This is a genomic window from Streptomyces coacervatus (assembly GCF_029223485.1).
GTDB classification, from domain to species: Bacteria; Actinomycetota; Actinomycetes; order Streptomycetales; family Streptomycetaceae; genus Streptomyces; species Streptomyces coacervatus.
Window position 1 is genome coordinate 1 of sequence record NZ_JARHTP010000035.1, and the last position, 22,085, is coordinate 22,085.

Sequence of the window (22,085 nt, forward strand, 5' to 3'; positions counted from 1 at the left end):
ACTGGAGGATCCTGCGGGACTGCCGCCTGAAGGGCAACGGCGTCCACCAGGCCATGCTCGGCATCGCCCGGCTCCACAACCTGGCCCTCACCGGATAACTCACGCCCCATACGGGACAACCTCTAGGAGCAACCTGACGATACGTCGGGATAGAGCTACACGTCGCTTCTCCGTCATTCAGCCAGCCCGGCTGCTCACTGCGAGGCGTCCTTTGAAACCAACATCCTTTCGACGTTCACCACGTGCGTCTCATGAAGTCGACCGAGGAGTGACTCCTCAATGGTCGTCTCAATGACGGATGTGTTCTCATCTCCGATGGGAGTGACGAGAGCGCCCCCCATCGGTTGGCCTACTGCAACGATCCTGCCGTCCAGCTGGTGCCAGATATGAGCAGTTACCTGAGCCACGTGAACTCCCGTTGGCTAGATTTTGGCGTACAACTCGTGCAGGTGAATCTCGGCCGGATAGTCCGAGTCATTCGACACTGTGACCTTCCGGGCGACTGTCCCATCTACATGCCGGAGGACGCGGCCCTGATACAGGGTGAAATCGACCTGCGGAGGCGACGGGAATTGATAGATCTCCTGGCCCCATCCGACCGCGCTGTAAACCAAAGCCCAGTCATCGGCGATCCCGTGGATGTACAGGCTGGCCGCCGTCTTCCGGTAGACGGATGCCCACTTGTACACCAGTAGAGCTGGCATTCACGCCTCCAATCTTTTGTATGTACGTCTGAGAATCTACTGCCACTCTCGCAGCAGATTGTGGGAGCGCCCGAGATGACGGGGCACGCGGCTGACGCGATTCACCCACTCAGCCGCCGGTCCCTTGCTATGGACCGGATCATCGAAGACGTCTCATCAGGACCGCAATTCTGTAGACCGTACGGCCCATCGGAAGCCACCCGAGGCGCCGGCGGCGTCCTGGGAATCGGCGGTTCGAAGGCTTCCGCAAGGAACTGGCCTCGGTTCCGAGCGAGACACGGACGCAAACAGCGCCGACAGAACGGGAACGGCGAACCCTCACAGCTCAGTTCCGGATCAAATTGGTGTGCGCTCCTGCGACCTGGGAGGAGGTACGCCAACGCTGCACAGCTCGGTACGGCCAGCTGCATTTTCCACAGGAAGCATGTGCCTCGGATGTTGATGGGCTCGTACGCGTCGAACTTGAGGGCCCTCACCTCGTCAGGCTCCTCGAAGAGACGCGCTGGGGAACATCGGCCTGGAGTCCGAACGGCGTCGCCGGGCGCGCTGTCTTCCGCCGTGTCTACGAAGCCGCGGCTGGCGTCGCAGACGAGATCGACGTCCCGGCCGACCAGGGCAAGCCCGTCCGCAACATCGTCCTAGACGCTCGCCGCGGACCCGAGTAGCGGCGCGGACAGCTATTTTCGCCGGCGTCCCACCTGTCTGACCAGTGCGTTTGGCTGTAACACCAGCCCCCTGGTGTTACAGCCCGCTGAGACCAGGCAAGTAGCTGGTGGGGAGCCGGTTGGTGCGGCATCGTTATCCGTCGTGTCAGCGATTCCTACAATCCCGCCCGCGTGGCCACACTGCGGTCAGGGAGCCGATCCCGTCAGTGACCCTGTGGGCTGCCGTGGTATCCACGTGTCCGGCTACAGCACATGTCTCGCGCATCTCAACGAGCCAGATCGCGACGCCTACTTGGCTGGACTCACTTCGGGGTCTGACATCGACCACCGTGGCACGCCCCTGACGGCGCCGCTGCTTCAGGCTCTCCTCCAAGCTCTCCAGGACCCAGCCTCGGGACGGCCCACGTTCGGCGCTACCCGATTCGATGAAGCCCTGTTCACGGATGCAGCGTTTCTTATGGAAGCCAGATTTACAGGCGCCGCAATTTTCAAAAAAGCCATATTTGCCGATTCCGCATTTTTCCTAGGGTCGGCCTTCACGGGTGACGCCATCTTCTCTGAAGCGAAATTCAACGGTTCATGCCTCTTCGCCAAGGCAGAGTTCGACGCTGGCGCATTTTTCGGTAATGCCCAATTCGAAGAAATTGCGATCTTTCTCCAAGTTTCATTCGGCGGACCAGCCAGGTTCGAGAAGGCAGAATTCTCCGACCGTGCAGGATTCAGTGAGGCGCTTTTCGCTGATGATGTGAACTTTTTCGGGGCGCGATTTGCTGAAGAGTTGAGTTTTTCCGAGGCGGTATTTAAAATCAACTCTGTCATCGGCCCCCTGATATGCAACGAGACCATTGATCTGTGCGGTGCGATCTTCGAGGAACCTCTGACCCTGGAAGCAGCAGCTCAAAAGGTTCTCTGCATCCGCACACAGTGGAGATCGACAGCGAACTTGCGTTTACGTCACGCTCGACTTGACCTTAGCCGCGCCGTGACCAATCAGCCCGTTTCCGTGACTGCCCATTTCGGCCCCTTCGGCAATCCCGCGGAAGTGCTGGACGAGGCACCATTTCCCGTTCATCAATCAAGTGTATTCGTGACATCCCTCCAAGACGTGGACGCCGCCCAAACTACTTTTCACCAACATCGATTTCTCTGAGTGCTGGTTCTCTGGCGCATTTCATCTAGACCAAGTCCGCCTCGAAGGCCGATGTGTTTTCCTCTCCACCCCCTCAGGAGTTTCCCTTAAGTACGGGTTCATTCCGCATTGGTGGACGAAACGGCGTACCCTCCCCGAGGAGCAACTGCTGAGAGTACAAGGCTCCGGAAACCGGCCTCCCCCGCACGGTTGGGGCTTTCCGGCAGTTCCAAATTCTCTGCACGCACTGCCCGAACCTGATGTCATAGCTGGCATTTATCGACAATTGCGCAAAACTTTTGAAGATGCAAAGAACGAGCCCGGCGCGTCTGATTTCTACTACGGCGAAATGGAAATGAGGCGCCATAGCCAGATGGAAACTTCTAGAGTCGAACGGTGGCTCATTGCCGCGTACTGGGCATTGTCCGGCTACGGCCTTCGCGCCCTGCGGTCTCTGAGCTGGTTGGCCCTGGCAATGACAACGACAATTCTGCTGATGATGGGGTTGGGTCTCCCCCTTGAATCGCCAAAACAGACGGCTACTGGCACAGTTCCTGCGCACGGCGGTAAGGTCACCTTTGAAATTGACACAGAGAGTCCGCAGAACCCAACCCGCGACCGTTTCACCGGAACGAGATTCGAGAAAGCGGTAAGCGTCACTCTCAACTCCGTAGTGTTCCGTTCTAGCGGCCAAGATCTAACAACCACGGGCGGATACATCGAAATGGCGTCACGGTTCTCTGAACCGGTCCTGCTCGGCCTCGCCATCCTGGCCGTTCGTGGCCGAGTGAAACGCTGATCCATCGGAACTGGACAGCCGGGACAGCTGGTTTTCTTCAGGTGGGGCCGAGCCGTCGTCCGCACAACCCTCTCAATGCCGTCCACATCCCGTCTGAAGGCACGACAGATTTGCTTCGCCACCGATGTTAAGAACTTCCCGGCCCTGCAACGAATCCAACAGGCGGCACATTCACGTTTAGGCGGGAATTAAAGACATCGCCGCTAGAAAGAGCGACACGCACCCGACGCTCCAAATCCACTCCAGAAGTGACTTCCGACACAGGGATCGACGTCTCGAAGGTTTCATCCAAGCGCAGACGTATCGGAAGGGGACGCTCAGGATTCAATACGTGCTTCTCTGGATCTGTCGCGAACCAAATGTGCGTAACCCAAACTTCCCTTTGAGATGAAAGATTGGTCACCTTGATGAAGAAGTACTCGACTCCAGGTTCATCATCGGGCTCGTAAGTCACTGGCGGTGCACCCGTTACGGGTGGGGAAGCATTAGACAGCTGAAGCACAATCGCTCTGTGAACCAGAACACTCAGCAACCGTTCGTTCGACTCCATGAAGCAGGAGTACCACTTATTGCCCTCTCCCACCAGACAATCCAGACACGGCAAAGCCCGCGGCTCTCCCGCCGCTGCATCAAGTGGTTAGCGAGTGCCGCGCCCCGTCGGCGCAAGGGGAGACACCAGCGGTTCTGAGACGTCACACTCTTGCCTGTGACTGCTCCCCCTAGCTCTCCCTGGTGGCAGGACTGGCCCAAGTTCGTCCCTGGCTGGCTCGCCTTCCTAGCAACCACGTACTCCCTCGCTCGCACTGGGCTGACACGTTTCCATCGCCGCGCCCTTGGGCCAGACGACACCGTCGTCCGCGAGCAACTGGTGCTTGCTCGGGCCCACTTCCAGGACATCACGTCCGCCGGCGGACGACGGGAGAAATGGTTCATGGCCGATGATCGGAAGAGAACCGCTCAAAGCCTCCGTGATCTCGCCGAACGTCGCAGGAACAAAAGACTCAAGATCGCCATACAACGCGTCGCCGATGCCTGGGACGAAGCCTCTTCTCTCGCGCCCCCAGACAGAATCCTAATGAGCTTGGCGGGAAAGGAAATGACCCCCGAGGAACGGTCGCGTCAAGCCGCTGACCGGGAGCAATTAGGTAGGCAAGCCGATGTAGCCAGACGCGGCATCGAACGCGTCGCCGAATCTCTGTCGCGCCTGAATCGCCTTGAACAGCGCACAATCGGCTGGTAGTAGCGCATGGGGCGAGCTTGATCGAGCTGGCCAGACATCGCACCCGCGACCCGGCGCGGGGTCACAGTCGCAGGTGACTTCACGCTCATCCCGCCCGTGCGCGTGTGAACAGCGTGTGAGCCGGACGCGATGAATCTACTTACTCGACCTCATTGCAGGTCAGAGGTCTTGAGGTACACGTCATGAGCATGCTCTCCGGAGCCGTGTGCGCAGGTTCGAATCCTGCCGGGGGCACTCGCCGAGAGTCAGTGGAAATCAAGCGCTGGCCAAGGCGGATGCCGATAGAAGCGGGCGGGAATCAGTCTCACTGATTCCCGCCCTTTCTGTGCTCTACAACTCGATCTATCGCCCTGATGACGAGATAACGGGAGCTTGAGCATGGGACGCATCGACTACCTGCACGATCCGACGGGCGCGGCCGGTAGGCGGTGAACTGCGTACCAGCAACGAGACGATGCAGGTCCGCTGGGTCGACCCGGCGGATGTGGCGAAGCTTGATGTGCATCCGACCATGCGGCTTCGAATCGAGCATGCGATGGACCCGGAGCGGTCAACTGCCTTCATCGGCTGACGTCGCCCTCCAACTCCTCACGCAGGCCCGCCCGCTGGGCACACGCATCAGGCCGTTCAGGCTGTGCGTTTGCGGGATGTCGTCTTTTTTTGCGCCGTCTTCTTTGCGGTGGTTTTCTTCGATCCCTGCGTCGACTTCGCCGTCGTCTTCTTCGCTGATGCCGATGCCGGTGCCGTCGTCTTTTTCGCCGTCGAGGTCGACTTCTTTGCGCCCGCCTGCTTCGGTGCCGTCCGAGCCGACTTCCGGGCCGGCAGTTGCGTGACCTCTGCCGGCTCCTCGCCGCGTGATTCCTTGGCGGCTTTCACGCTCTTCTCCAGTGCTGCCATGAGGTCGAGGATCTTGCCGCCGGTGGCCGGTTCCGGGGCTTCCGGTGGTGTTTCGCCGGCTGCCTTTGCTGCTACTACCTCCTCGAGTGCCTCGCGGTATTCGTCGTGGAGTTCGTCGAGGGCGATCTCACCCAGTGTGTCCATCAAGGCGTCCGCCAGGTCGAGTTCCTTGTCGTTGACGTTGACCTTTGTGTCGGGGGCCACGCCCTCGGGGGCGCGGACCTCGTCCGGCCACAGGAGGCCGTGCATGGCTATGGCGTCCTCCACCACCCGCAGCATGCCCAGCCGTTCCCTGCCCCGTAGCGCGTACTTCGCTATCGCCACCTTGTTGCTGCGTTTGAGGGCCTCGCGGAGAAGGACGTACGGCTTGGCGGCCGGGGCGCCTCCTGCGGCGAGGTAGTACGACGCGTCCATCTGGAGGGGGTCGATGCTGTCCGCCGGGACGAAGGCCACGATCTCGATCGTCTTCGCCGTGGGGAGCGGCAGGTGGGCCAGGTCCTCGTCCGTGATCGGGATGATCGTGCCGTCCGCGTCCTCGTAGCCCTTGCCGATCTCCGAGCCGCTCACCTCCTTGTCGTCCAGTTCGCAGACCTTGCGGTAGCGGACGCGGCCGCCGTCCTCCAGATGGATCTGGCGGAAGGAGATCGAGTGGCTCTCGGTGGCGTTCACCAGCTTGATCGGGATGCTGACCAGGCCGAACGAGATGGCGCCGTTCCATATGGATCGCACGTGCAGCACCCTTTCGGTCGGTTTATACCGATCATTACGTTCCATTACAGTTTGCGTGAGATTCTCATCGTATGACTCCGATCACAGAGGTGGAGGGGAGACGGCTCGCGCTCAGCAACCTGGAGAAGGTGCTGTATCCCGCCACCGGGTTCACCAAGGGCGAGGTGCTGCACTACTACGCCACCATCGCCGACCACCTCCTCCCCCACCTCCGCGATCGGCCCGTTTCCTTTCTGCGGTATCCCGACGGGCCGGACGGGCAGGTCTTCTTCGCCAAGAACGTGCCTCCCGGTACGCCCGACTGGGTCGGCACCGCCGAGGTGGAGCGGGTGGAGGGGCCGACGCGGATGGTGCTCGTACAGGATCTTGCGAGTCTGATGTGGGCGGCCAATCTCGTCACCGAGTTCCATACGCCCCAGTGGGTCGTCCAGGACCCCGGGGTCGCCGACCGGATCGTGTTCGATCTCGACCCCGGCGCGCCCGCCACCGTCGTCGAGTGCTGCGAGGTCGCGGTGTGGCTGCGGGAGCGGCTTGCGGCGGACGGGATCCAGGCCTGGGCCAAGACCTCCGGGTCCAAGGGGCTGCATCTGCTCGCCGCCGTGCGGCCGACCCCGTCCGACCAGGTCAGTGAGTACGCCAAGGGGCTCGCCGTGGCGGCCGAGCGGGCCATGCCGCGGCTCGTGCTGCATCGGATGACCCGGAGTCTGCGGCCCGGGAAGGTGTTCGTCGACTGGAGTCAGAACGCCGCCCGGAAGACGACCGCCACGCCGTACACCCTGCGTGCGCGACCCGAGCCCACCGTCTCCGCGCCGGTCACCTGGAGCGAGGTCGAGGAGTGCGGGGCGCCCGCCCAACTGACCTTCCAGGCAACGGACATCGCGCCCCGCGTGCAGGACTACGGCGATCTGCTGGCCCCGCTGCTCGATCCGTCCGGCGCGGGATCGCTGCCGGGATCACTACCGGTATCGCCGCCCTGACACCGGCCCTGGCGACCTGCGTTCAGCGGATTGGCCAATTCATGGAATTTCCCAATCCGCCCCTGCCCCGGGTGCACCCTGGCTCCAACAAAACCAGCCAAGGGGGCACCCATGGCAAAGGATCAGCATGGCTCACCATTAGCACCACCCTCCCGTACTGTCCGCCGCACTCTCGTCGTCGGCCTCACTGTTCTCGCCCTCGGCGCCGTGCCGTGGGCATCCTCATCAGCCACCTCATCAGCCACCTCCGCCCCGGCCGCGAAGCCGGCCCCGGGCGCCGGCGTCATCAACGACTGGAGCGAGACCGCCGTTGCCGTGGTCCAGACGGACGCCAAGCGGCCCGGGGCCGAGCAGGCCCTCTGGTACGGCTTCATGGGCGCCGCCGTCTACAACGCGGTCGTCGGGATCGAGGGGCGGTACGCCGAATACAAGTGGCATGTGCGCGGGCCCCGCCACGCCTCCTCCGAGGCGGCCGCCGCTGCCGCCGCCCATCGCGTCCTGCTCACGTATTTCCCGGGCTCACAGGCCCGCGTCGACGCCGCCTACACCGCCTCCCTCGCCAAGATCCCGGACGGGAAGGCGGAGGACGAGGGGGTCGCCTTCGGGGAGCGGGCGGCCGCGCGGATCGTCCAGCTCCGTGAGAACGACGGGCGTGGTGCCCCGATCACCTTCGACAAGCCGCCCGCACCCGGCGTCTGGCGGCCCACGCCGCCTGCCAACGCGCCGATGGTCGACCCGTGGCTCGCGAAGGTGCGGCCGATGCTGCTCGACTCACCGGATCAGTTCCGGCCCGGCCCCCCGCCGAAGCTGACCTCGAAGACCTACACCAAGGACTTCAACGAGGTGAAGACGATGGGCGCGAGGACCGGATCGTCGCGGACCGACGCGCAGACCGACACCGCGCGCTTCTTCAGCGATGTGCTGCCGGTGCAGTTCCAGGCCGCCCTGCGCGGGTACACCCAGCGGCACGGGCTGGACATCGTCGAGGCCGCCCGGCTGTCCGCCGCCACCTGGACCGCGACCGCCGACGCCCAGATCACCGCCTGGACCACCAAGCTGACGTACGGCCAGTGGCGGCCGATCACCGCCATCCGGCTCACGGACACGGACGGCAACGCGTAGCTGCCGCGGCCGAGGCCGATCGTGCCTGGCTGTCTTCCTGAGTCTCGCTGGGCCGAGCAGCCCGGGTCGGCCGGGTGCCGCTCTCTCGTGGGAACCGGCGCCGGTCGGCATTGATCAGCCCGTCCGGCGTTTGAGGACAAGGCCGTTCAGGCCGAAGGGGGGTCCGGGGGCGCAGCCCCCAGGGACGGCCGGCCCGGCCGACCCGCACCGCGCATCGGCTCAGCCGCCGGAGGCACCCCTCACACCCGCGTCCACGTCCCCCGGTCCCGTGCCATCGCGTGGAGCGCCTCCACGTCGGCCGGTTTGAGGATGCCGCCGAGGCGGGCCAGGCCCTCGAGGTCCGTGTCCTTCAGGACGCGGACCTCGCGGAGCAGGGCCGGGATCGCCACGTCCGCGGGCTCCGCAAGGGCGAGGACCGGGTGGACCTCGGCCGTCAGCGCGTACGACGCCCGGTCGGCGTCGGCGCGGACGCGGCGCAGCAGGGGGTGGGGCTCGCGGCGGCCCAGGGTGACCATGGGGTCGGCGACCGTCACCCGCTGCTTGCGGGCGTACAGCGTGTGGACGGCGAACAGGCCGCCCGGGCCGATCGCCAGGTGATGGATGCGGTCGCCGCCGGGCAGCGGGATCGAGTGCAGGGCGTGCCAGCCCGCGCCGTCGAGGCTGTCCAGGGCCTCGCCGACCGTCTGTTCCGCCGCCAGGGCCCGGCGGCGGGGGTCGGCGCGGAGACGGTGGGCCGGACCCGGGTCCCGGTCCAGGGCGACCAGCAGCGCCTCGCCGGGGCGGTTGGGCGCCAGGTCGTCGTCCGGGTGGAGGGAGAGCCGGGCCAGCTCGGCCGGGGTCGGGACCGGCGGCGGGCCGACGGTCACCGGGCCGGTGAGGAAGGGGCCCAGCGCCTGCAGGACACCCTCCCGCTCGTCCTCGCTGAGCAGGTTGACCCTGGCGGCCTCCCTGTCGTACCAGGCGATGTTCCGCCCGTCCGTGAGGCATACGTAGAGCCGCTCCTGGCCGTGCCGCCAGGACGGTACGACACGCAGTCCGGTCATGCACCATCACCCCTTGACCATGGGAACAGGCGGGGTGCTCCCCGGGCAAGAACCCGGTTACCTTTGAGAGGAGTTGGGAGGGGGACTTGGGGAGGCATGTTTGCGTACCCGCAGGAAGCAGCCCGACGTACCGGCTCCGGGCAGTCCATGGAGTGAGATCGTGCCCGGACTGTGGATGGGCGGGCACGAGTTCAGGGGTCACACCGGGCAACTGGAGTTCGCTGTCGTGCGGGACGAGTTCGATCTCGTACAGACCCTGCTGAGACTGCCGGGACACGGGCCCGACCCCGGTGTCGAGCACCATGTGTGGGCGATACCGGACGGGCCGCTGGACGGCACCCAGCTCACGGGCGTGATGCGGCTGGCGCAGGCCGCGGGCGAGGCACTGGACGAGGGCCGCAAGGTCCTCGTCCGCTGTTACCACGGGTACAACCGCTCGGGGCTGGTCGTCGCGCACACCCTGGTCCGTCGGGGGCACTCCACCGAGGAGGCGATACGGCTGATACGGTCGCGCCGCTCGCCGTGGGCGCTGCACAACGAACTGTTCGTCGACTATCTGCGGGCGGGGCTGTCCACGGCCCGGTTGCTGGAGGAGCTGGCCGAGTAGCCGGCCGGCCGGGCCAGGAGCCGAGTAGTCAGGCAGCCGAGTAGCGAGGTAATCGTTTCGCCGGACGAATAGGGTGTACCGGGTACCGATCGTTCTCAGCCACAGGAGTACAGTGCTCCGCACTCGCGCCGCCTGCACAGCGCTCGTCACTGCCGTTCTCGCCCTGCTGGTGGCGGGCTGCGGTGACGCGGGCGGACTGCAGGGCGCGGGGTCGACCCCGACCGCGACCAGCCCGGCCAAGCTGTGGCCGAGCCTGAGCCCCGCGGCCAGTCCCGCCTGGAACTACGACAACGGCGAGTCCGAGGCTATGAAGGGGATCACCGCTCCGGGCGACGACATCACCAAGGTGGATCCGGTGGCCGTCGTCAAGGCCGAGATGTTCCAGCACCCGGACGACTACTCCGGCTCCAAGGCGCCGTACCGCGAGACGGCCCGCCGGATGGCCTATTGCGGCAAGACGCCGTCGAACCCGAAGTGCCCGCTGCTCAAGGCGTACTACCGCGACATCACCGGCGACGGGCACGCCGACCTGACGCTGGGGTTCCGGCTGCTGCCCGGCAACCAGACGGCCGTGCGCGTCTACACCGTCGAGGGGGGCCGGGTGGTCCAGGTCATGTCCAACAATGACGCCGTGAGCGGGGTCGAGCTGGCCGGCCGGTCCGTGATCATCCATGCGCCGTCCGATCTCGCGGACTACGAGTACCGCTTCCAGTGGACCTGGGACCCGAACCAGCGGGTCATGCTGCTGACCCACGACGAGATGCTGCACATCGGCAAGCGTGAGCACCCGTCGAGCCCCTCCGCCTCCCCTTCTGCGTCTCCTTCCGTGTCTCCTTCCGCATCCCCCTCGGCGACCGCATGACGAGGCTCGCGCTCCCCCGGTGGACGGGCACGCTCGCCCTGAAGGCCGCCGTCTTCATCGCCGTGATGTGCTGCGCCCTCGCCGCGCTGCTCGGCGTGCTCGTGCATGTGTCGGTGACGAACCAGACCGTCGGCCAGGCCCGCGACCTCGCGCTGTCCCGTCTGACGGACGCGACGAAGGCGTACGAGGCCGGGGACTCGCTGCTGCCGGGCGCGGGCGTCGACCCTCCGGGGCTGCCGAAGGCCCTGCGGGAGCTGGCGTCGGACGGGGATCGCGGCACGATGGTCTCCGACCAGAACGGGCGTCCCACGATGTGGGCGGCCGGTCCCGCGGACCGGAACAGGGCGCTCGCCGTCGAGGTCGACTACTCCCAGCAGTCCCGCACGATCGCCGGCCTCGACGGGGCGATCCTGTGGTCCTCGGGGCTGGCGATCGGGGTGACGCTGCTGGTGGGCGCGTTCGCGGTGACCCGGGTGACGCGGCGGCTGCACGCCACGGCACAGGTGGCCCGGCGGATCAGCGGGGGCGACCTGGACGCGCGCGTCGACGACCCCCGTACGACGGATCCGACGCACCCCCAGGACGAGGTGGCCGCCGTGGCCGCCGCGCTGGACTCCATGGCGGCCTCGCTGCAGGGCAAGCTGCTGAGCGAGCAGCGGTTCACGGCGGACGTCGCGCACGAGCTGCGCACCCCGCTGACCGGGCTGCACGCGGCGGCCGAGCTGCTGCCGCCCGGGCGGCCGACGGAGCTGGTGCGGGACCGGGTGGCCGCGCTGCGCACGCTCACCGAGGATCTGCTGGAGATCTCCCGGCTGGACACCGGGCGGGAGCGGCTGGAACTCGACGCGGAGGAACTGGGCGCGTTGGCGACGCGGGTGGTGCGGGCGTCGGGCACCGACACGTCGGTCGTCGTCCTGCGGGACGCACGGGTGGAGACGGACCGGCGGCGGCTGGAGCGGGTGCTGGGCAATCTTGTCGCCAATGCGCACAAGCACGGGCGGGGGCCGGTGTCGCTCACCGTGGACGGGGCGGTGGTGGCCGTGCGGGATCACGGGGACGGGTACCCGGACTATCTCGTGGAGCATGGGCCGCAGCGGTTCCGGACGGAGGGTGGGGCCAAGGGGCATGGGCTTGGGTTGACCATTGCGGTCGGGCAGGCGGAGGTGTTGGGGGCGCGGCTCGAGTTCGCGAATGCGGTGGATGGTGGGGCGGTGGCGATTCTGACGCTTGGTCTGGGGGACTGAGAGCTCGGGGCTGCGGGTTGTTCGTTGGGTGCGGGTCGGTGGGGGTTGATCGCGCAGTTCCCCGCGCCCCTAAGAAGCGTGCAGTACCCCGCGGCCTTAGAAAACGTGCAGTTCGCCGCACCCCCAAAAAAACGCGCCGTTCCCCGCACCCCCCAAGAAACGCGCAGTTCCCCGCGCCCCCCAAAAGAACGCGCCGTTCCCTGCACCCCCCAAAAGAACGCGCCGTTCCCCGCGCCCCCAAGAAAGCAGTTGCCCGCCCCAAGAAGTAAGGGGGCGCTCCTATGGACCAGCGTGACGGGCGAGCCCCCGTCGCTCCTCCTAGTGTGGCGACTATGTGGCGAATAGTCAGCTTCGCCCCCGTTCACGGAGGTACCCCCCATGTCCCTGCGTTCCAGCCTCATACGCCTGGCCACCGCCGCCGCTGTCGGTGTTCTCGTCACGTCCGCGGCTGCCGGGCCCGCCCTTGCGGACGACGGGTGGGGTGACGATGGCGGTGACCCCGGCTTCGGTCAGGAAGGTGGCCATCACAACGACCGGCTCGCGCGGGGCGAAGTCACCGCGGAGACGCTGTTTCTGCGCAGTGCGCCGAACCGCGGCAGCCAGGTGATCCGGGTCGTCCACGAGGGTGACCGCGTCTCGATCTTCTGCAAGACCCGGGGCCAGAGCGTCCAGGGCGACCCCCTCTGGTACCTCCTCCCGGACGGCACCTGGGCTTGGGGGGCGGCCCGGTACATCGAAGTCATCGGGAGGGCACCGCGCTGGTGCTGAGACCCGGAGATCACAAGACGCACTATTTGGGTAGGTTCCGGACATGACCAACGCCGGACCCACCGTGGCACAGGCGGACACCCCCTCTCCCGTGGCCCGTCTGCCCCGGCGCCGTGGCATCGAACTCGCCCTCATCGTCGTCGCCGTACTGCTCTGTGTGTACGGCTACTGCGCCGTGGGCCTCGCCAAGAACGGCACCGTCCCGCCCGGCGCCGTCGGTTACGGCGCCGGGCTCGGAGTGCTCGCGCTCCTCGCCCACTGCGCGGTGCGGCTGCGGGCCCCGTACGCCGATCCGCTCCTGCTGCCGATCGGTGTGCTGCTCAACGGGATCGGTCTGGTCCTGATCCACCGGCTCGACCTGGAGACCCCGCACGACCTCGCCGCCCCCGCCCAACTCGTCTGGTCCACGCTGGGCGTGGCCCTGTTCACCGCGGTCGTCCTGATGCTCCGCGACTACCGGGTGCTCCAGCGGTACGCGTATGTGTGCGTCGTCGCCGCGCTCTTCCTCCTTGCGCTCCCGATCCTCTTCCCGGCCGTGAACGGCGCCCGCATCTGGGTGCGGATCGCCGGGTTCTCCATCCAGCCGGGCGAGTTCGCGAAAGTGCTGCTGGCGGTCTTCTTCGCCGCGTATCTGGCGGCGAACCGCAATGCGCTTGCGTACGCGGGCCGTCAGGTCTGGCGGTTCAGGAGGATCCAGCTGCCCACCGGGCGGGTGCTGGGTCCGATTCTCGCCATCTGGGTGCTGAGCGTGGGCGTGCTGGTGCTGGAGCGCGACCTCGGCACCTCGCTGCTGTTCTTCGGTCTGTTCGTGGTCCTGCTGTACGTCGCCACCGGCCGCACCGGCTGGATCGCCGTCGGCCTGGTGCTGGCCGCTGCGGGCGCGATGGCCGTCGGCTGTCTGGAGCCGCATGTCAACAGCCGGGTCCAGGACTGGCTGCACCCCTTCGCGACGATCGAGGCGGGACAGGGCCCGGGCCAGGTCGCCCAGTCCCTGTTCGCCTTCGCGGCGGGCGGCATCCTCGGCACGGGCCTGGGCAGCGGCCATGCGATCCTCATCGGCTTCGCGACGAAGTCCGACTTCATTCTCGCGACGGCCGGGGAGGAACTGGGCCTGGCGGGCCTGTCCGCGCTCTTCCTCCTCTACGGCCTCCTGGTGGAGCGCGGCTACCGGGCCGGCCTCGCCCTGCGCGACCCCTTCGGCCGGCTGCTGGCGGTCGGGCTGGCCTCGATCGTGGCGCTACAGGTCTTCGTGATCGCGGGCGGCGTGACCGGGCTGATCCCGCTGACCGGCATGGCGATGCCGTTCCTCGCGCAGGGCGGATCGTCGCTGGTCACCAACTGGGCGATCGTGGCGCTGCTGATCCGGGTGAGTCATTCGGCGCGGCGTCAGTACGACGGGGAGGTGGCGCCCTGATGGCGAGACACATCCGGCACGCCGCCTTCTTCTGTGCCCTCCTCCTCGTCGCGCTTCTCGTCAACGCCGCCCGCATCCAGATCTTCCGGGCCAAGTCCTTCGACGACAATCCCGCCAACCGCCGTGCCACCATCGCCCGTTACGACCGGCCGCGCGGCAACATCCTGGTCGGCGGCGAGAGCGTCACCGGCTCCCGGGACTCCGGCGAGCAGCTCCGCTACGAACGGACGTACACGGACGGCCCGTTGTACGCCCCCGTCACCGGCTTCGCCTCGCAGGTGTACGGCACCACGCTGCTGGAGCACACCGGGGACGCCGTCCTGTCCGGCACCGACCCGATGCTCGCGCCGTTCCCCCTGGTGACCGACCTGACCCGCGCCCAGGGCCGGGGCGGCAACGTCGTGACGACCCTCAACCGGGCGGCGCAGCGGGCGGCGTACGACGGGCTCGGCGGGCGCAGGGGCGCGGTGGCGGCGATCGAGCCGGCGACGGGCCGGGTGCTGGCGCTGGTGTCGAGTCCTTCGTACGACCCCGCGGTGCTGTCCGGGAACGCCGCGGCGACGGAGCGGTCCTGGGTCCGGCTGAACGACGATCCGGACAAGCCGATGCTCAACCGGGCGGTGCGGCAGACATATCCGCCGGGTTCGACGTTCAAGGTGGTGACCGCGGCGGCCGCGCTGGATGCCGGTGTCGTCAGGGACGTCGACCGGACGACCGACTCGCCGGACCCGTACCGGCTGCCGGGTACGACGACCATGCTGATGAACGAGGGCGACGGGTGCGAGGACGCCCCGCTGCGGGACGCCTTCGAGTGGTCCTGCAACACGGTGTTCGCGAAGCTCGGCGTGGACCTGGGCGTGAAACGCATGTCGGCCGCGGCCAAGGCCTTCGGCTTCAACGACACACGGCTGCGGATCCCCTTCTCCGTGGCACCGAGCAGCTTCGACACCTCCGTCGACCGGGCGCAGCTCGCGCTGTCGTCGATCGGGCAGTACAACACGCGGGCCACGCCCCTGCAGATGGCGATGGTCGCCGCGGCCGTGGCGAACGGCGGGCAGGTGCGCTCGCCGTACCTGGTGGAGCGGACGACCACGCGCAACGGCGCCACGATGACCACGGCGGGCTCGCGTCCCGTGCGCCAGGCGATGCGCCCGGAGACCGCCGATGTCATGAAGGAGCTGATGGAGGGCGTCGTGACGGAGGGCACCGGCACGAACGCCGCGATCCCCGGCGCCGTCGTCGGCGGCAAGACCGGCACCGCCCAGCACGGCCTGGACAACGCCGGTCTGCCCTACGCCTGGTTCGTGTCCTGGGCGCGCGGCGACCGCGATGTGCTGCCGAGGGTCGCGGTCGCCGTGGTGGTGGAGGACGCGTCGGCGGACCGGGCGGACATCACCGGAGGCGGGGTGGCCGCGCCGATCGCCCGGGATGTGATGCAGTCGGTGCTGAAGTCCTCACCCGACGGCGGCAGTTAGGGCCTGTTCTGAGTTCCCCGTCGTCCGCGCGGAGCGCGGGCGCAGCGGCGGAGTGGGGGTACCTCCCGCCCGAGCCGTGCGAAGCGCGGTTCGAGGGTGGGGGAGCGTGCGATCGGCGTGCGGTGTCGCAGGTCATGTGGCGGAGCCACCTGTCCTGTGGCGCCGTGCGGCGAGCGTGCGTGCCGGGCGTCGGGGCGCAGGCGGGGAACTCAGAACAGGCCCTATGGGCTGCTCCTGGACGAGCTTGGCCGGCAGGGCGACGTACGCCGTGACGCCCGTGCCCTGGGTGGGGCGCAGTTCGACGTGCGCGCCCAGGCGGGCCGCGAGGGCGCCGACGACATGGTGGCCGAGGAAGCGGGTGGGCGCGGCGAGGAGCGCGCCGCCCCGTCCGGCCAGCAGGGAGTTGGCCTGGTCCATGCGCTCCGGGGTCATGCCGATCCCGCGGTCGACGACGGCGAGGCAGTACTCGGCGCCGTCCCGCCAGCCGTAGACCTCGATGGGCTGTTTGGGCGGGCTGAACATGAGCGCGTTCTCCACCAACTCGGCGAGCAGATGGGAGAGTTCGGCGACGGCATGACCGCGGATACGGCACTGTTCGATGTCGACGGCGGCGACCCGCTGGTACTGTTCGACCTCCGCGACGGCCGACCGCACCACATCGGCGACGGCGATGGTGCCGGACCAGGAGCGGGCCGGGGACTCCTCGCCGGCCAGCACCAGCAGCGACTCGGCGTTGCGGCGCATCCGGGTGGCGAGATGGTCGAGCTCGAACAGCTCCCCGAGGGCGTCCGGGTCGAGTTCCTGGCTCTCCAGGGTGGTGATCAGGCCGAGCTGGCGGTTGAGGAGGGTCTGGTTGCGGCGGCCGAGGCTGGCCAGGGATTCGGTGCTGTTGCGTCGTAGCACCGCCTGTTCGGCGGCGAGGTCGACGGCGGTGCGCTCCACATTGCGCAGGGCGGCGGCGAGGCGGGTGATCTCCCGTGCGCTGCCCGGGAGTTGATTGCTTCCTCCCTCCGGGGGCAGGGGGGTGTCGGGGTCGGCCTGCTGGATGCGCCGGACCGCATCGGGCAGCCGGTTACCGGCGACGGCGTCCGCCTCGTCCGCGAGGGCGCCGAGGGGGCGGGTGATGGAGCGGGCCGAGAACACGGCGAGGGCGGTGGCCACGGCGAGGATCAGCGCGCCGAGGGCGAGATAGCCGACGAGTTGGCGGGTGGCGGAGTCGCCGGTGTCCGCGGCCTGCACCCGTACGTCGTCGCCCACCTGTTTCTGCACGCCGTGCAGGTCGTCGACGAGGGTGGTCATGTCGGCCCACCAGCGGGCGGGGGCCACATGGAGCGCGGAGCCGTCGGCGCCGGACTCGGCCTGCTTCTCGTACCCGGCGACGCGGCGGGCGGCAGCGCTCGCGAAGGCCTTGTCGAGCGCGGACTCCTGTGCCCGGCCGGCGAGCGCGCGGAACTGCCCGACGGCGGCGACACGGGTCGCCCGGACCTCGGTGAAGCCGAGGTACTCGCCGAAGCGGAAGTGTTTCGCGGCGAACACGCCGTTGAGGGAGCCGCGTTCGAGGGCGACGGCCTCGGTGGCCCGGGCGAGCGCCTGGAGCGACTGGACACCCCGGGCGATCCGGTTGTCGCCGCCCGGCGCCCCGGCGGACTCGGCGTCGATGAGGGCGGTGACGGCCTTGGTGTAGGTGTTCAGGGTGGCGGTGCGGTCGGCGGTGCCGGCGTCCACACCCGTGCGGACGGAGGTCAGGGCGGCGAGGGGTAGTCCGGCGGCGTCCAGGGCGGAGACGGCGGCGCGGGGCAGATCGCCGCGCTCGTCGTCGAGCGCCGCCGTCAGCCTCGCCTCCGCCGCGTCGGTCCGCTCCCGCTGCTGCCGTACGTCGTCCCGGTACTCCTCGGCGCCGCCCAGCAGCCCGTTGGTGAGGCCGCGTTCGCGCTGCACCTCCCGTACGACGTCCTGCACCCGCAGCAGGACGCCCACATGCGCCTCGGTCGCCCGGGCGGCGGACCAGTCGGAGGCCCGGCCGGCGACGCCCAGCCCGGTCAGGGCGAGCAGCAGGCAGGTCGGCACGGCCAGGACGATGGCCATACGGCCGCGGATGGAGTTCCAGCCGGGCAGGGTGGGCAGCCGCAGCCAGGCCGGTCGGAGGGTGGTCGATACGTTCCCCGTCATGCCCGGCGAGATTACGGGCGACGTGGTCAGAGGGCGGTTTCTCCGTCGTAAGGCGGCGGTACACAAGGTCTCACCCGGACGGTGTGCGTGCGGTGAGAGCCGGACAATGCTCACGTGCTGAGACAGGGGGTGTGATCTGTGGACCCTCCCGACCTATCGTTCGGTCCATGACGACACCCGAAGCCTCGTACGAACTCGCCCAGGTGAACATCGGCCGCCTCAAAGCCCCGCTGGACTCGCTGCAGTTGAAGGACTTCGTCGACAACCTCGACCCCGTGAATGCCGACGCCGACGCCGCGGACGGTTTCGTCTGGCGGCTGGAGAGCGACTCGGGCAACGCCACGGACGTACCCGTCTTCGGCGACGAATGGCTGATCATCAACATGTCGGTGTGGCGGGACAGCAACGCCCTGACCGCGTACATGTACCAGGGCCGCCACCGCGAGATGCTGGCCCGCCGCCGGGAGTTCTTCGAGCGGGTGCAGGACGTCATGGCGGCGCTGTGGTGGGTGCCCGCGGGGCACCGTCCGACGGTCGCGGAGGCGGAGCAGCGGCTGCTGCACCTGCGGGCGAACGGGCCCACGCCGTACGCCTTCACCCTGCGGACGTCGTTCCCGGCACAGGGGGCGCGGCCGGTGCCGTTGGAGGTGCCGGACGACCTGGGCTGCTCGGTCTAGCCCTCCCCTGCCTGGCTCTCCCCTGCACCTGCCTCGATCGCCTCCGTCACCTCGGCCACCCGCTCCTGCTCCTCCGCGGCGAACCGTTCCGCGTCGAGCTGCTCCGCGATCTCCTCGTCCTGGGCCATCAGCAGGTCCAGGTTCGAGTCGCCCATCTCGAAGACGCCCATGTCGACGTAGGCCTGCTGCAGCCGCTTGCCCCACAGGCCGATGTCCTTGACGCACGGGACGATGCGGGAGAACAGCAACTGCCGGAACAGGGCCAGGAATTCGGACTGTTCGCTGTACTCCTCCGCCTCGGCGGTCGGGATGCCGAAGTTCTCCAGGACCTCGACCCCGCGCAGCCGGTCCCGCATCAGATAGCAGCCTTCGATGACGAACTCCTCGCGTTCGCGCAGTTCGGCGTCGGTGAGCTGCTTGTAATAGTCGCGCAGCGCCATGCGGCCGAAGGCCACGTGCCGGGCCTCGTCCTGCATGACGTAGGCGAGGATCTGCTTGGGGAGGGGCTTGTCGGTGGTGTCGCGGATCATGCCGAAGGCGGCGAGGGCCAGGCCCTCGATCAGGACCTGCATACCGAGGTAGGGCATGTCCCAGCGGCTGTCGCGGAGCGTGTCGCCGAGGAGGGACTGGAGGTTGTCGTTGATCGGGTAGAGCATCCCGATCTTCTCGTGCAGGAAACGGCCGTAGATCTCCGCGTGCCGCGCCTCGTCCATGGTCTGGGTCGCCGAGTAGAACTTCGCGTCCAGGTCGGGGACGGACTCGACGATCCTCGCCGCGCAGATCATCGCGCCCTGCTCGCCGTGCAGGAACTGGCTGAACTGCCAGGAGGCGTAGTGCTTGCGCAGCTCGCCCTTTTCCTTGTCCGTCATCTTCGCCCAGTACTTGGTGCCGTACAGGGACATGGACTCGTCGGGGGTGCCGAGGGGGTCGTACGGATCGACTTCGAGCTCCCAGTCGATGCGCTTCTGGCCGTCCCACTGCTTGTCCTTGCCCTTCTGGTACAGGGCGAGCAGGCGGTCGCGACCGTCGTCGTACTCCCAGCTGAAGCGGGCAGCGCCGGTCGCCGGCACCTGCCAGAGAGGGTCTCCCGAGTCCTTGGCGTACAGGTCGTAAGTCGGCATGCCTCGCAGGCTCACACGTGGTAGACGCGGGGTCAACAAGTCGCGCGCAGGGGATTGACGAGCTTGCTGACAAGCAGTCTCATAAGCGATGGAGGATGTGACCCCGGGTAACAGAGGTGGGAGAACCATGACAACCCTGACGGAAGCCGACGCGCTGGAGGGTCTGCGCGACGCGCTCGGGCTGCTCAAGGACCGCGAACAGGTGGCCGAACGGCTCCTGGCCTCCTCCGCCAAGCACTCCTTCGACCCGGACAAGGAGCTCGACTGGGACGCACCCTTCGAGGAGGGCAAGTGGTTCTGGCCGCCGGAGCTGGTGTCGCTCTACGACACCCCGATGTGGAAGCGGATGAGCGAGGAGCAGCGGATCCTCCTCTCCCAGCACGAGTCGGCGGCGCTCGCCTCGCTCGGCATCTGGTTCGAGCTCATCCTCATGCAGCTGCTCGTCCGGCACATCTACGACAAGGCGGCCACGAGCGCGCACGTGCGGTACGCACTCACCGAGATCGAGGACGAGTGCCGGCACTCGAAGATGTTCGCGCGGCTGATCTCGCGCGGGGACGCGCCCTGGTACCCGGTGGCGCGGGTCCATCAGAACCTGGGGCGGCTGTTCAAGACGATCTCGACGACTCCGGGGTCCTTCACGGCCACGCTGCTCGGTGAGGAGGTCCTGGACTGGATGCAGCGGCTGACGTTCCCGGACGAGCGGGTGCAGCCGCTGATACGCGGGGTCACGCGGATCCATGTGGTGGAGGAGGCTCGTCATGTGCGGTACGCGCGGGAGGAGCTGCGGCGGCAGATGGTGACCGCCCCGCGGTGGTCGCAGGAGTTCACCCGGGTGACGTCCGGAGAGTTCGCCCGCGTCTTCTCGGTCGCCTTCGTGAACCCCGAGGTGTATACCAACGTCGGCCTCGACAAGCGGGAGGCGATGGCACAGGTGAAGGCCAGCGCCCATCGGCGGGAGGTCATGCAGACGGGCGCGCGGCGGCTGACCGAGTTCCTGGACGACATCGGGGTGCTCAGGGGTGTGGGGCGGCGGCTGTGGCGGGCGTCGGGGCTGCTGGCATAGCGGCCCCGACCCCTTGGCCCGCCTCAGACAGGCTCATCGCCCGTGCGTCAGCGCTGGACCTCGAAGACGTCGACCTTGTCGTTCCAGTCGCCGCCGCCGGGGTAGTCCAGGTTCCGGAGGTTCGCCCAGCCGCCCGGGGGGATGAGGTCACGCTGCCGGTCGTGCAGCGGCCACGAACGGGAGTCCCAGAGCCTCGCGGTGCCGTAGTTGAGCGGCCACCGGGCCACCCAGTAGTAGACCGAGCTGAGCTCGTCGCGGAAGCCGTAGTCGCCGAGGTTCTTCTTGCCGTCGCTGGTGAACTGCAGGCGCCGGCCCTTGAAGTTGGCGTCCGCGTACAGGCACCAGTAGTCGGAGGTGCAGTTGTCGCGGGGGTCGGAGGCCGCAGCGAGCCTGGCCGCCTTGAGGGTGTCCTTGCGGACCTTGGCGGGCAGCGCGGGGTCCGCCAGGGCCTCGGCGTCGGTGTCGTAGCAGTGGAACTGTCCGCCGGGCAGTTCCGTGCAGATGTCGGCGCCTTCCCAGGACTTGGCGAGGTTGATCTTCCGCCCGTCGTACTCGGCGATCACCGGCTGCAGCGGATCCGTCGTCGACGAGCCTGCCGTCGGCTCTGCAGTAGGTTCCTGGGTGGTCGTGGCCGACGGCTCCGCAGTGGGTCCCTCCGCGTGTGCCACCGGGCCCGCGCCCAGCAGGAGGGCTCCCGCAGAGGCTGTGGCCAGGAGAGCTGAGGTGAGAGATCTGCGCATCAAGAGGTTTTCTCCACAGTGGTGTCGTAGTGGTGGTCACTGCCCTGGCGAAGCCGTCGAAGCCGCCGCGGAGCCGGACCTGAGTGTGTCAACCGGCCGCAAAACATTTGCCGTCGGCCGTAGTCGGTCGAAATTGGGCCCCTACCCGTACAGGACGATGAAGGAGCCGAGGAACACCGCGGCCGCCGCAGACAGTCCCAGGATCCGGTAGGGGCGCCATACCGTCAGCGCCAGCGCGGCGGCCCACACCGCTCCTGCGACGGTGGCCGGCCACAAACCGGCCACCGACTCCGCGGCGTTCAGCGGGAACGGTGCCAGCAGGAGTGTCGGCGGGATCACCGCCAGCCGGGGGTGGATGCCCAGCAGCCGATACGCCACGAGCAGCCCGACGAGCGCGAGGGCGAACGCGGCGGGAAGCGAGACGACCGGCCACACCGTCATGCAGAAGTCCGGTGCGTTGGCGCAGGTGCGGTCGTCGTAGCGGTTCGCCGAGTCCACCAGTCCGAGCGACAGGTAGGTGAGAGCGGCACCGGTTCCAGCAGCACCCAGGACGCGCGTGGCCAGTCCCCTACCGGAAGGCACAGCACGCTCGTCGTGGCGCTGCGCAGAAGTAGCGTTCATGACAGCATCGTTTCTC

The 22,085-nt window shown here is 67.8% G+C and carries 20 protein-coding genes and 1 pseudogene; 13 read left to right on the forward strand and 8 right to left on the reverse strand.

Annotated features, from left to right (window positions below; translation table 11 throughout):
* Positions 1 to 98 (forward strand): annotated as a pseudogene (locus P2Q00_RS48265) (IS5/IS1182 family transposase); the annotation flags it as partial.
* Positions 99 to 422: 324 nt separating this feature from the next.
* On the opposite strand, the gene P2Q00_RS48270 reads toward P2Q00_RS48265, so the two are convergent.
* A complete protein-coding gene (locus tag P2Q00_RS48270; RefSeq protein ID WP_275781344.1) occupies positions 423 to 704 on the reverse strand; it encodes a hypothetical protein in 282 nt (93 codons plus the stop codon).
* A 900-nt stretch (positions 705 to 1,604) separates the two neighbouring features.
* On the opposite strand from P2Q00_RS48270, the gene P2Q00_RS48275 reads away from it, so the two are divergent.
* Both P2Q00_RS48275 and P2Q00_RS48280 read left to right on the forward strand, forming a co-directional pair.
* Complete coding sequence (locus P2Q00_RS48275; RefSeq protein ID WP_275781346.1) at positions 1,605 to 2,519, forward strand: pentapeptide repeat-containing protein; 915 nt, start codon at positions 1,605 to 1,607, stop codon at positions 2,517 to 2,519.
* A 265-nt stretch (positions 2,520 to 2,784) separates the two neighbouring features.
* Positions 2,785 to 3,297, forward strand: a complete 513-nt coding sequence (locus tag P2Q00_RS48280) for a hypothetical protein (protein ID WP_275781347.1) — start codon at positions 2,785 to 2,787, stop codon at positions 3,295 to 3,297.
* Between the two features lie 127 nt (positions 3,298 to 3,424).
* On the opposite strand, the gene P2Q00_RS48285 is transcribed toward P2Q00_RS48280, so the two are convergent.
* On the reverse strand, positions 3,425 to 3,847 hold the full coding sequence (locus tag P2Q00_RS48285; RefSeq protein WP_275781348.1) for a hypothetical protein: 423 nt from the start codon (positions 3,845 to 3,847) through the stop codon (positions 3,425 to 3,427).
* A gap of 1,317 nt (positions 3,848 to 5,164) precedes the next feature.
* On the reverse strand, positions 5,165 to 6,163 hold the full coding sequence (gene ku, locus P2Q00_RS48290; protein WP_486389044.1) for a non-homologous end joining protein Ku: 999 nt from the start codon (positions 6,161 to 6,163) through the stop codon (positions 5,165 to 5,167).
* Positions 6,164 to 6,234: 71 nt separating this feature from the next.
* Here ku and ligD point away from each other — a divergent pair, with 71 nt between their 5' ends.
* Together ligD and P2Q00_RS48300 are read left to right on the forward strand one after the other, a co-directional pair.
* The gene (gene ligD / locus P2Q00_RS48295) at positions 6,235 to 7,140 is read left to right on the forward strand and encodes a non-homologous end-joining DNA ligase (protein WP_275781350.1); all 906 of its coding nucleotides are present in this window, start codon (positions 6,235 to 6,237) and stop codon (positions 7,138 to 7,140) included.
* A gap of 111 nt (positions 7,141 to 7,251) precedes the next feature.
* A complete protein-coding gene (locus P2Q00_RS48300; RefSeq protein ID WP_275781351.1) occupies positions 7,252 to 8,262 on the forward strand; it encodes a vanadium-dependent haloperoxidase in 1,011 nt (336 codons plus the stop codon).
* Positions 8,263 to 8,501: 239 nt separating this feature from the next.
* Here the strand turns inward: P2Q00_RS48300 and P2Q00_RS48305 are convergent, their stop codons facing one another.
* On the reverse strand, positions 8,502 to 9,305 hold the full coding sequence (locus tag P2Q00_RS48305; protein WP_275781352.1) for a nuclease-related domain-containing protein: 804 nt from the start codon (positions 9,303 to 9,305) through the stop codon (positions 8,502 to 8,504).
* A 100-nt stretch (positions 9,306 to 9,405) separates the two neighbouring features.
* On the opposite strand from P2Q00_RS48305, the gene P2Q00_RS48310 reads away from it, so the two are divergent.
* The 6 genes from P2Q00_RS48310 to P2Q00_RS48335 all read left to right on the forward strand — a co-directional run bounded on the left by P2Q00_RS48310 (position 9,406) and on the right by P2Q00_RS48335 (position 15,675).
* Entirely contained in the window at positions 9,406 to 9,912 is a 507-nt protein-coding gene (locus P2Q00_RS48310) for a protein-tyrosine phosphatase family protein (protein WP_275781353.1), read from the forward strand.
* A gap of 112 nt (positions 9,913 to 10,024) precedes the next feature.
* Positions 10,025 to 10,774 carry a hypothetical protein gene (locus tag P2Q00_RS48315; protein ID WP_275781354.1) on the forward strand — a complete coding sequence of 250 codons (750 nt, stop codon included), beginning with the start codon at positions 10,025 to 10,027 and terminating at the stop codon, positions 10,772 to 10,774.
* Positions 10,771 to 12,018, forward strand: a complete 1,248-nt coding sequence (locus P2Q00_RS48320) for an ATP-binding protein (RefSeq protein ID WP_275781355.1) — start codon at positions 10,771 to 10,773, stop codon at positions 12,016 to 12,018. Before P2Q00_RS48315 ends, P2Q00_RS48320 begins: the two co-directional genes overlap by 4 nt.
* 378 nt (positions 12,019 to 12,396) lie before the next feature.
* The gene (locus P2Q00_RS48325; RefSeq protein ID WP_275781356.1) at positions 12,397 to 12,786 is read left to right on the forward strand and encodes an SH3 domain-containing protein; all 390 of its coding nucleotides are present in this window, start codon (positions 12,397 to 12,399) and stop codon (positions 12,784 to 12,786) included.
* 43 nt (positions 12,787 to 12,829) lie between these two features.
* The gene (locus tag P2Q00_RS48330) at positions 12,830 to 14,200 is read left to right on the forward strand and encodes an FtsW/RodA/SpoVE family cell cycle protein (protein WP_275781357.1); all 1,371 of its coding nucleotides are present in this window, start codon (positions 12,830 to 12,832) and stop codon (positions 14,198 to 14,200) included.
* Positions 14,200 to 15,675, forward strand: a complete 1,476-nt coding sequence (locus P2Q00_RS48335) for a penicillin-binding transpeptidase domain-containing protein (protein WP_275781358.1) — start codon at positions 14,200 to 14,202, stop codon at positions 15,673 to 15,675. The genes P2Q00_RS48330 and P2Q00_RS48335 overlap by 1 nt, the downstream gene beginning before the upstream one ends.
* A 132-nt stretch (positions 15,676 to 15,807) precedes the next feature.
* On the opposite strand, the gene P2Q00_RS48340 is transcribed toward P2Q00_RS48335, so the two are convergent.
* Positions 15,808 to 17,844 carry a sensor histidine kinase gene (locus tag P2Q00_RS48340; RefSeq protein WP_275781359.1) on the reverse strand — a complete coding sequence of 679 codons (2,037 nt, stop codon included), beginning with the start codon at positions 17,842 to 17,844 and terminating at the stop codon, positions 15,808 to 15,810.
* Between the two features lie 167 nt (positions 17,845 to 18,011).
* Here P2Q00_RS48340 and P2Q00_RS48345 point away from each other — a divergent pair, with 167 nt between their 5' ends.
* Positions 18,012 to 18,521 carry a DUF3291 domain-containing protein gene (locus tag P2Q00_RS48345; RefSeq protein WP_275781360.1) on the forward strand — a complete coding sequence of 170 codons (510 nt, stop codon included), beginning with the start codon at positions 18,012 to 18,014 and terminating at the stop codon, positions 18,519 to 18,521.
* Here the strand turns inward: P2Q00_RS48345 and P2Q00_RS48350 are convergent.
* Complete coding sequence (locus P2Q00_RS48350; protein WP_275781361.1) at positions 18,518 to 19,642, reverse strand: ferritin-like domain-containing protein; 1,125 nt, start codon at positions 19,640 to 19,642, stop codon at positions 18,518 to 18,520. The two genes, P2Q00_RS48345 and P2Q00_RS48350, sit on opposite strands and share 4 nt — an antisense overlap.
* A gap of 127 nt (positions 19,643 to 19,769) precedes the next feature.
* Between P2Q00_RS48350 and P2Q00_RS48355 the strand changes: the two genes are divergently transcribed.
* The gene (locus tag P2Q00_RS48355; RefSeq protein ID WP_275781362.1) at positions 19,770 to 20,708 is read left to right on the forward strand and encodes an AurF N-oxygenase family protein; all 939 of its coding nucleotides are present in this window, start codon (positions 19,770 to 19,772) and stop codon (positions 20,706 to 20,708) included.
* A gap of 47 nt (positions 20,709 to 20,755) precedes the next feature.
* Here P2Q00_RS48355 and P2Q00_RS48360 read toward each other — a convergent pair whose 3' ends face one another.
* Together P2Q00_RS48360 and P2Q00_RS48365 are read right to left on the reverse strand one after the other, a co-directional pair.
* Positions 20,756 to 21,448: a peptidase inhibitor family I36 protein gene (locus P2Q00_RS48360; RefSeq protein WP_275781363.1), complete on the reverse strand. Its 693-nt coding sequence runs from the start codon at positions 21,446 to 21,448 to the stop codon at positions 20,756 to 20,758.
* A gap of 141 nt (positions 21,449 to 21,589) precedes the next feature.
* On the reverse strand, positions 21,590 to 22,069 hold the full coding sequence (locus P2Q00_RS48365) for a hypothetical protein (protein ID WP_275781364.1): 480 nt from the start codon (positions 22,067 to 22,069) through the stop codon (positions 21,590 to 21,592).
* Positions 22,070 to 22,085: the final 16 nt, after the last annotated feature.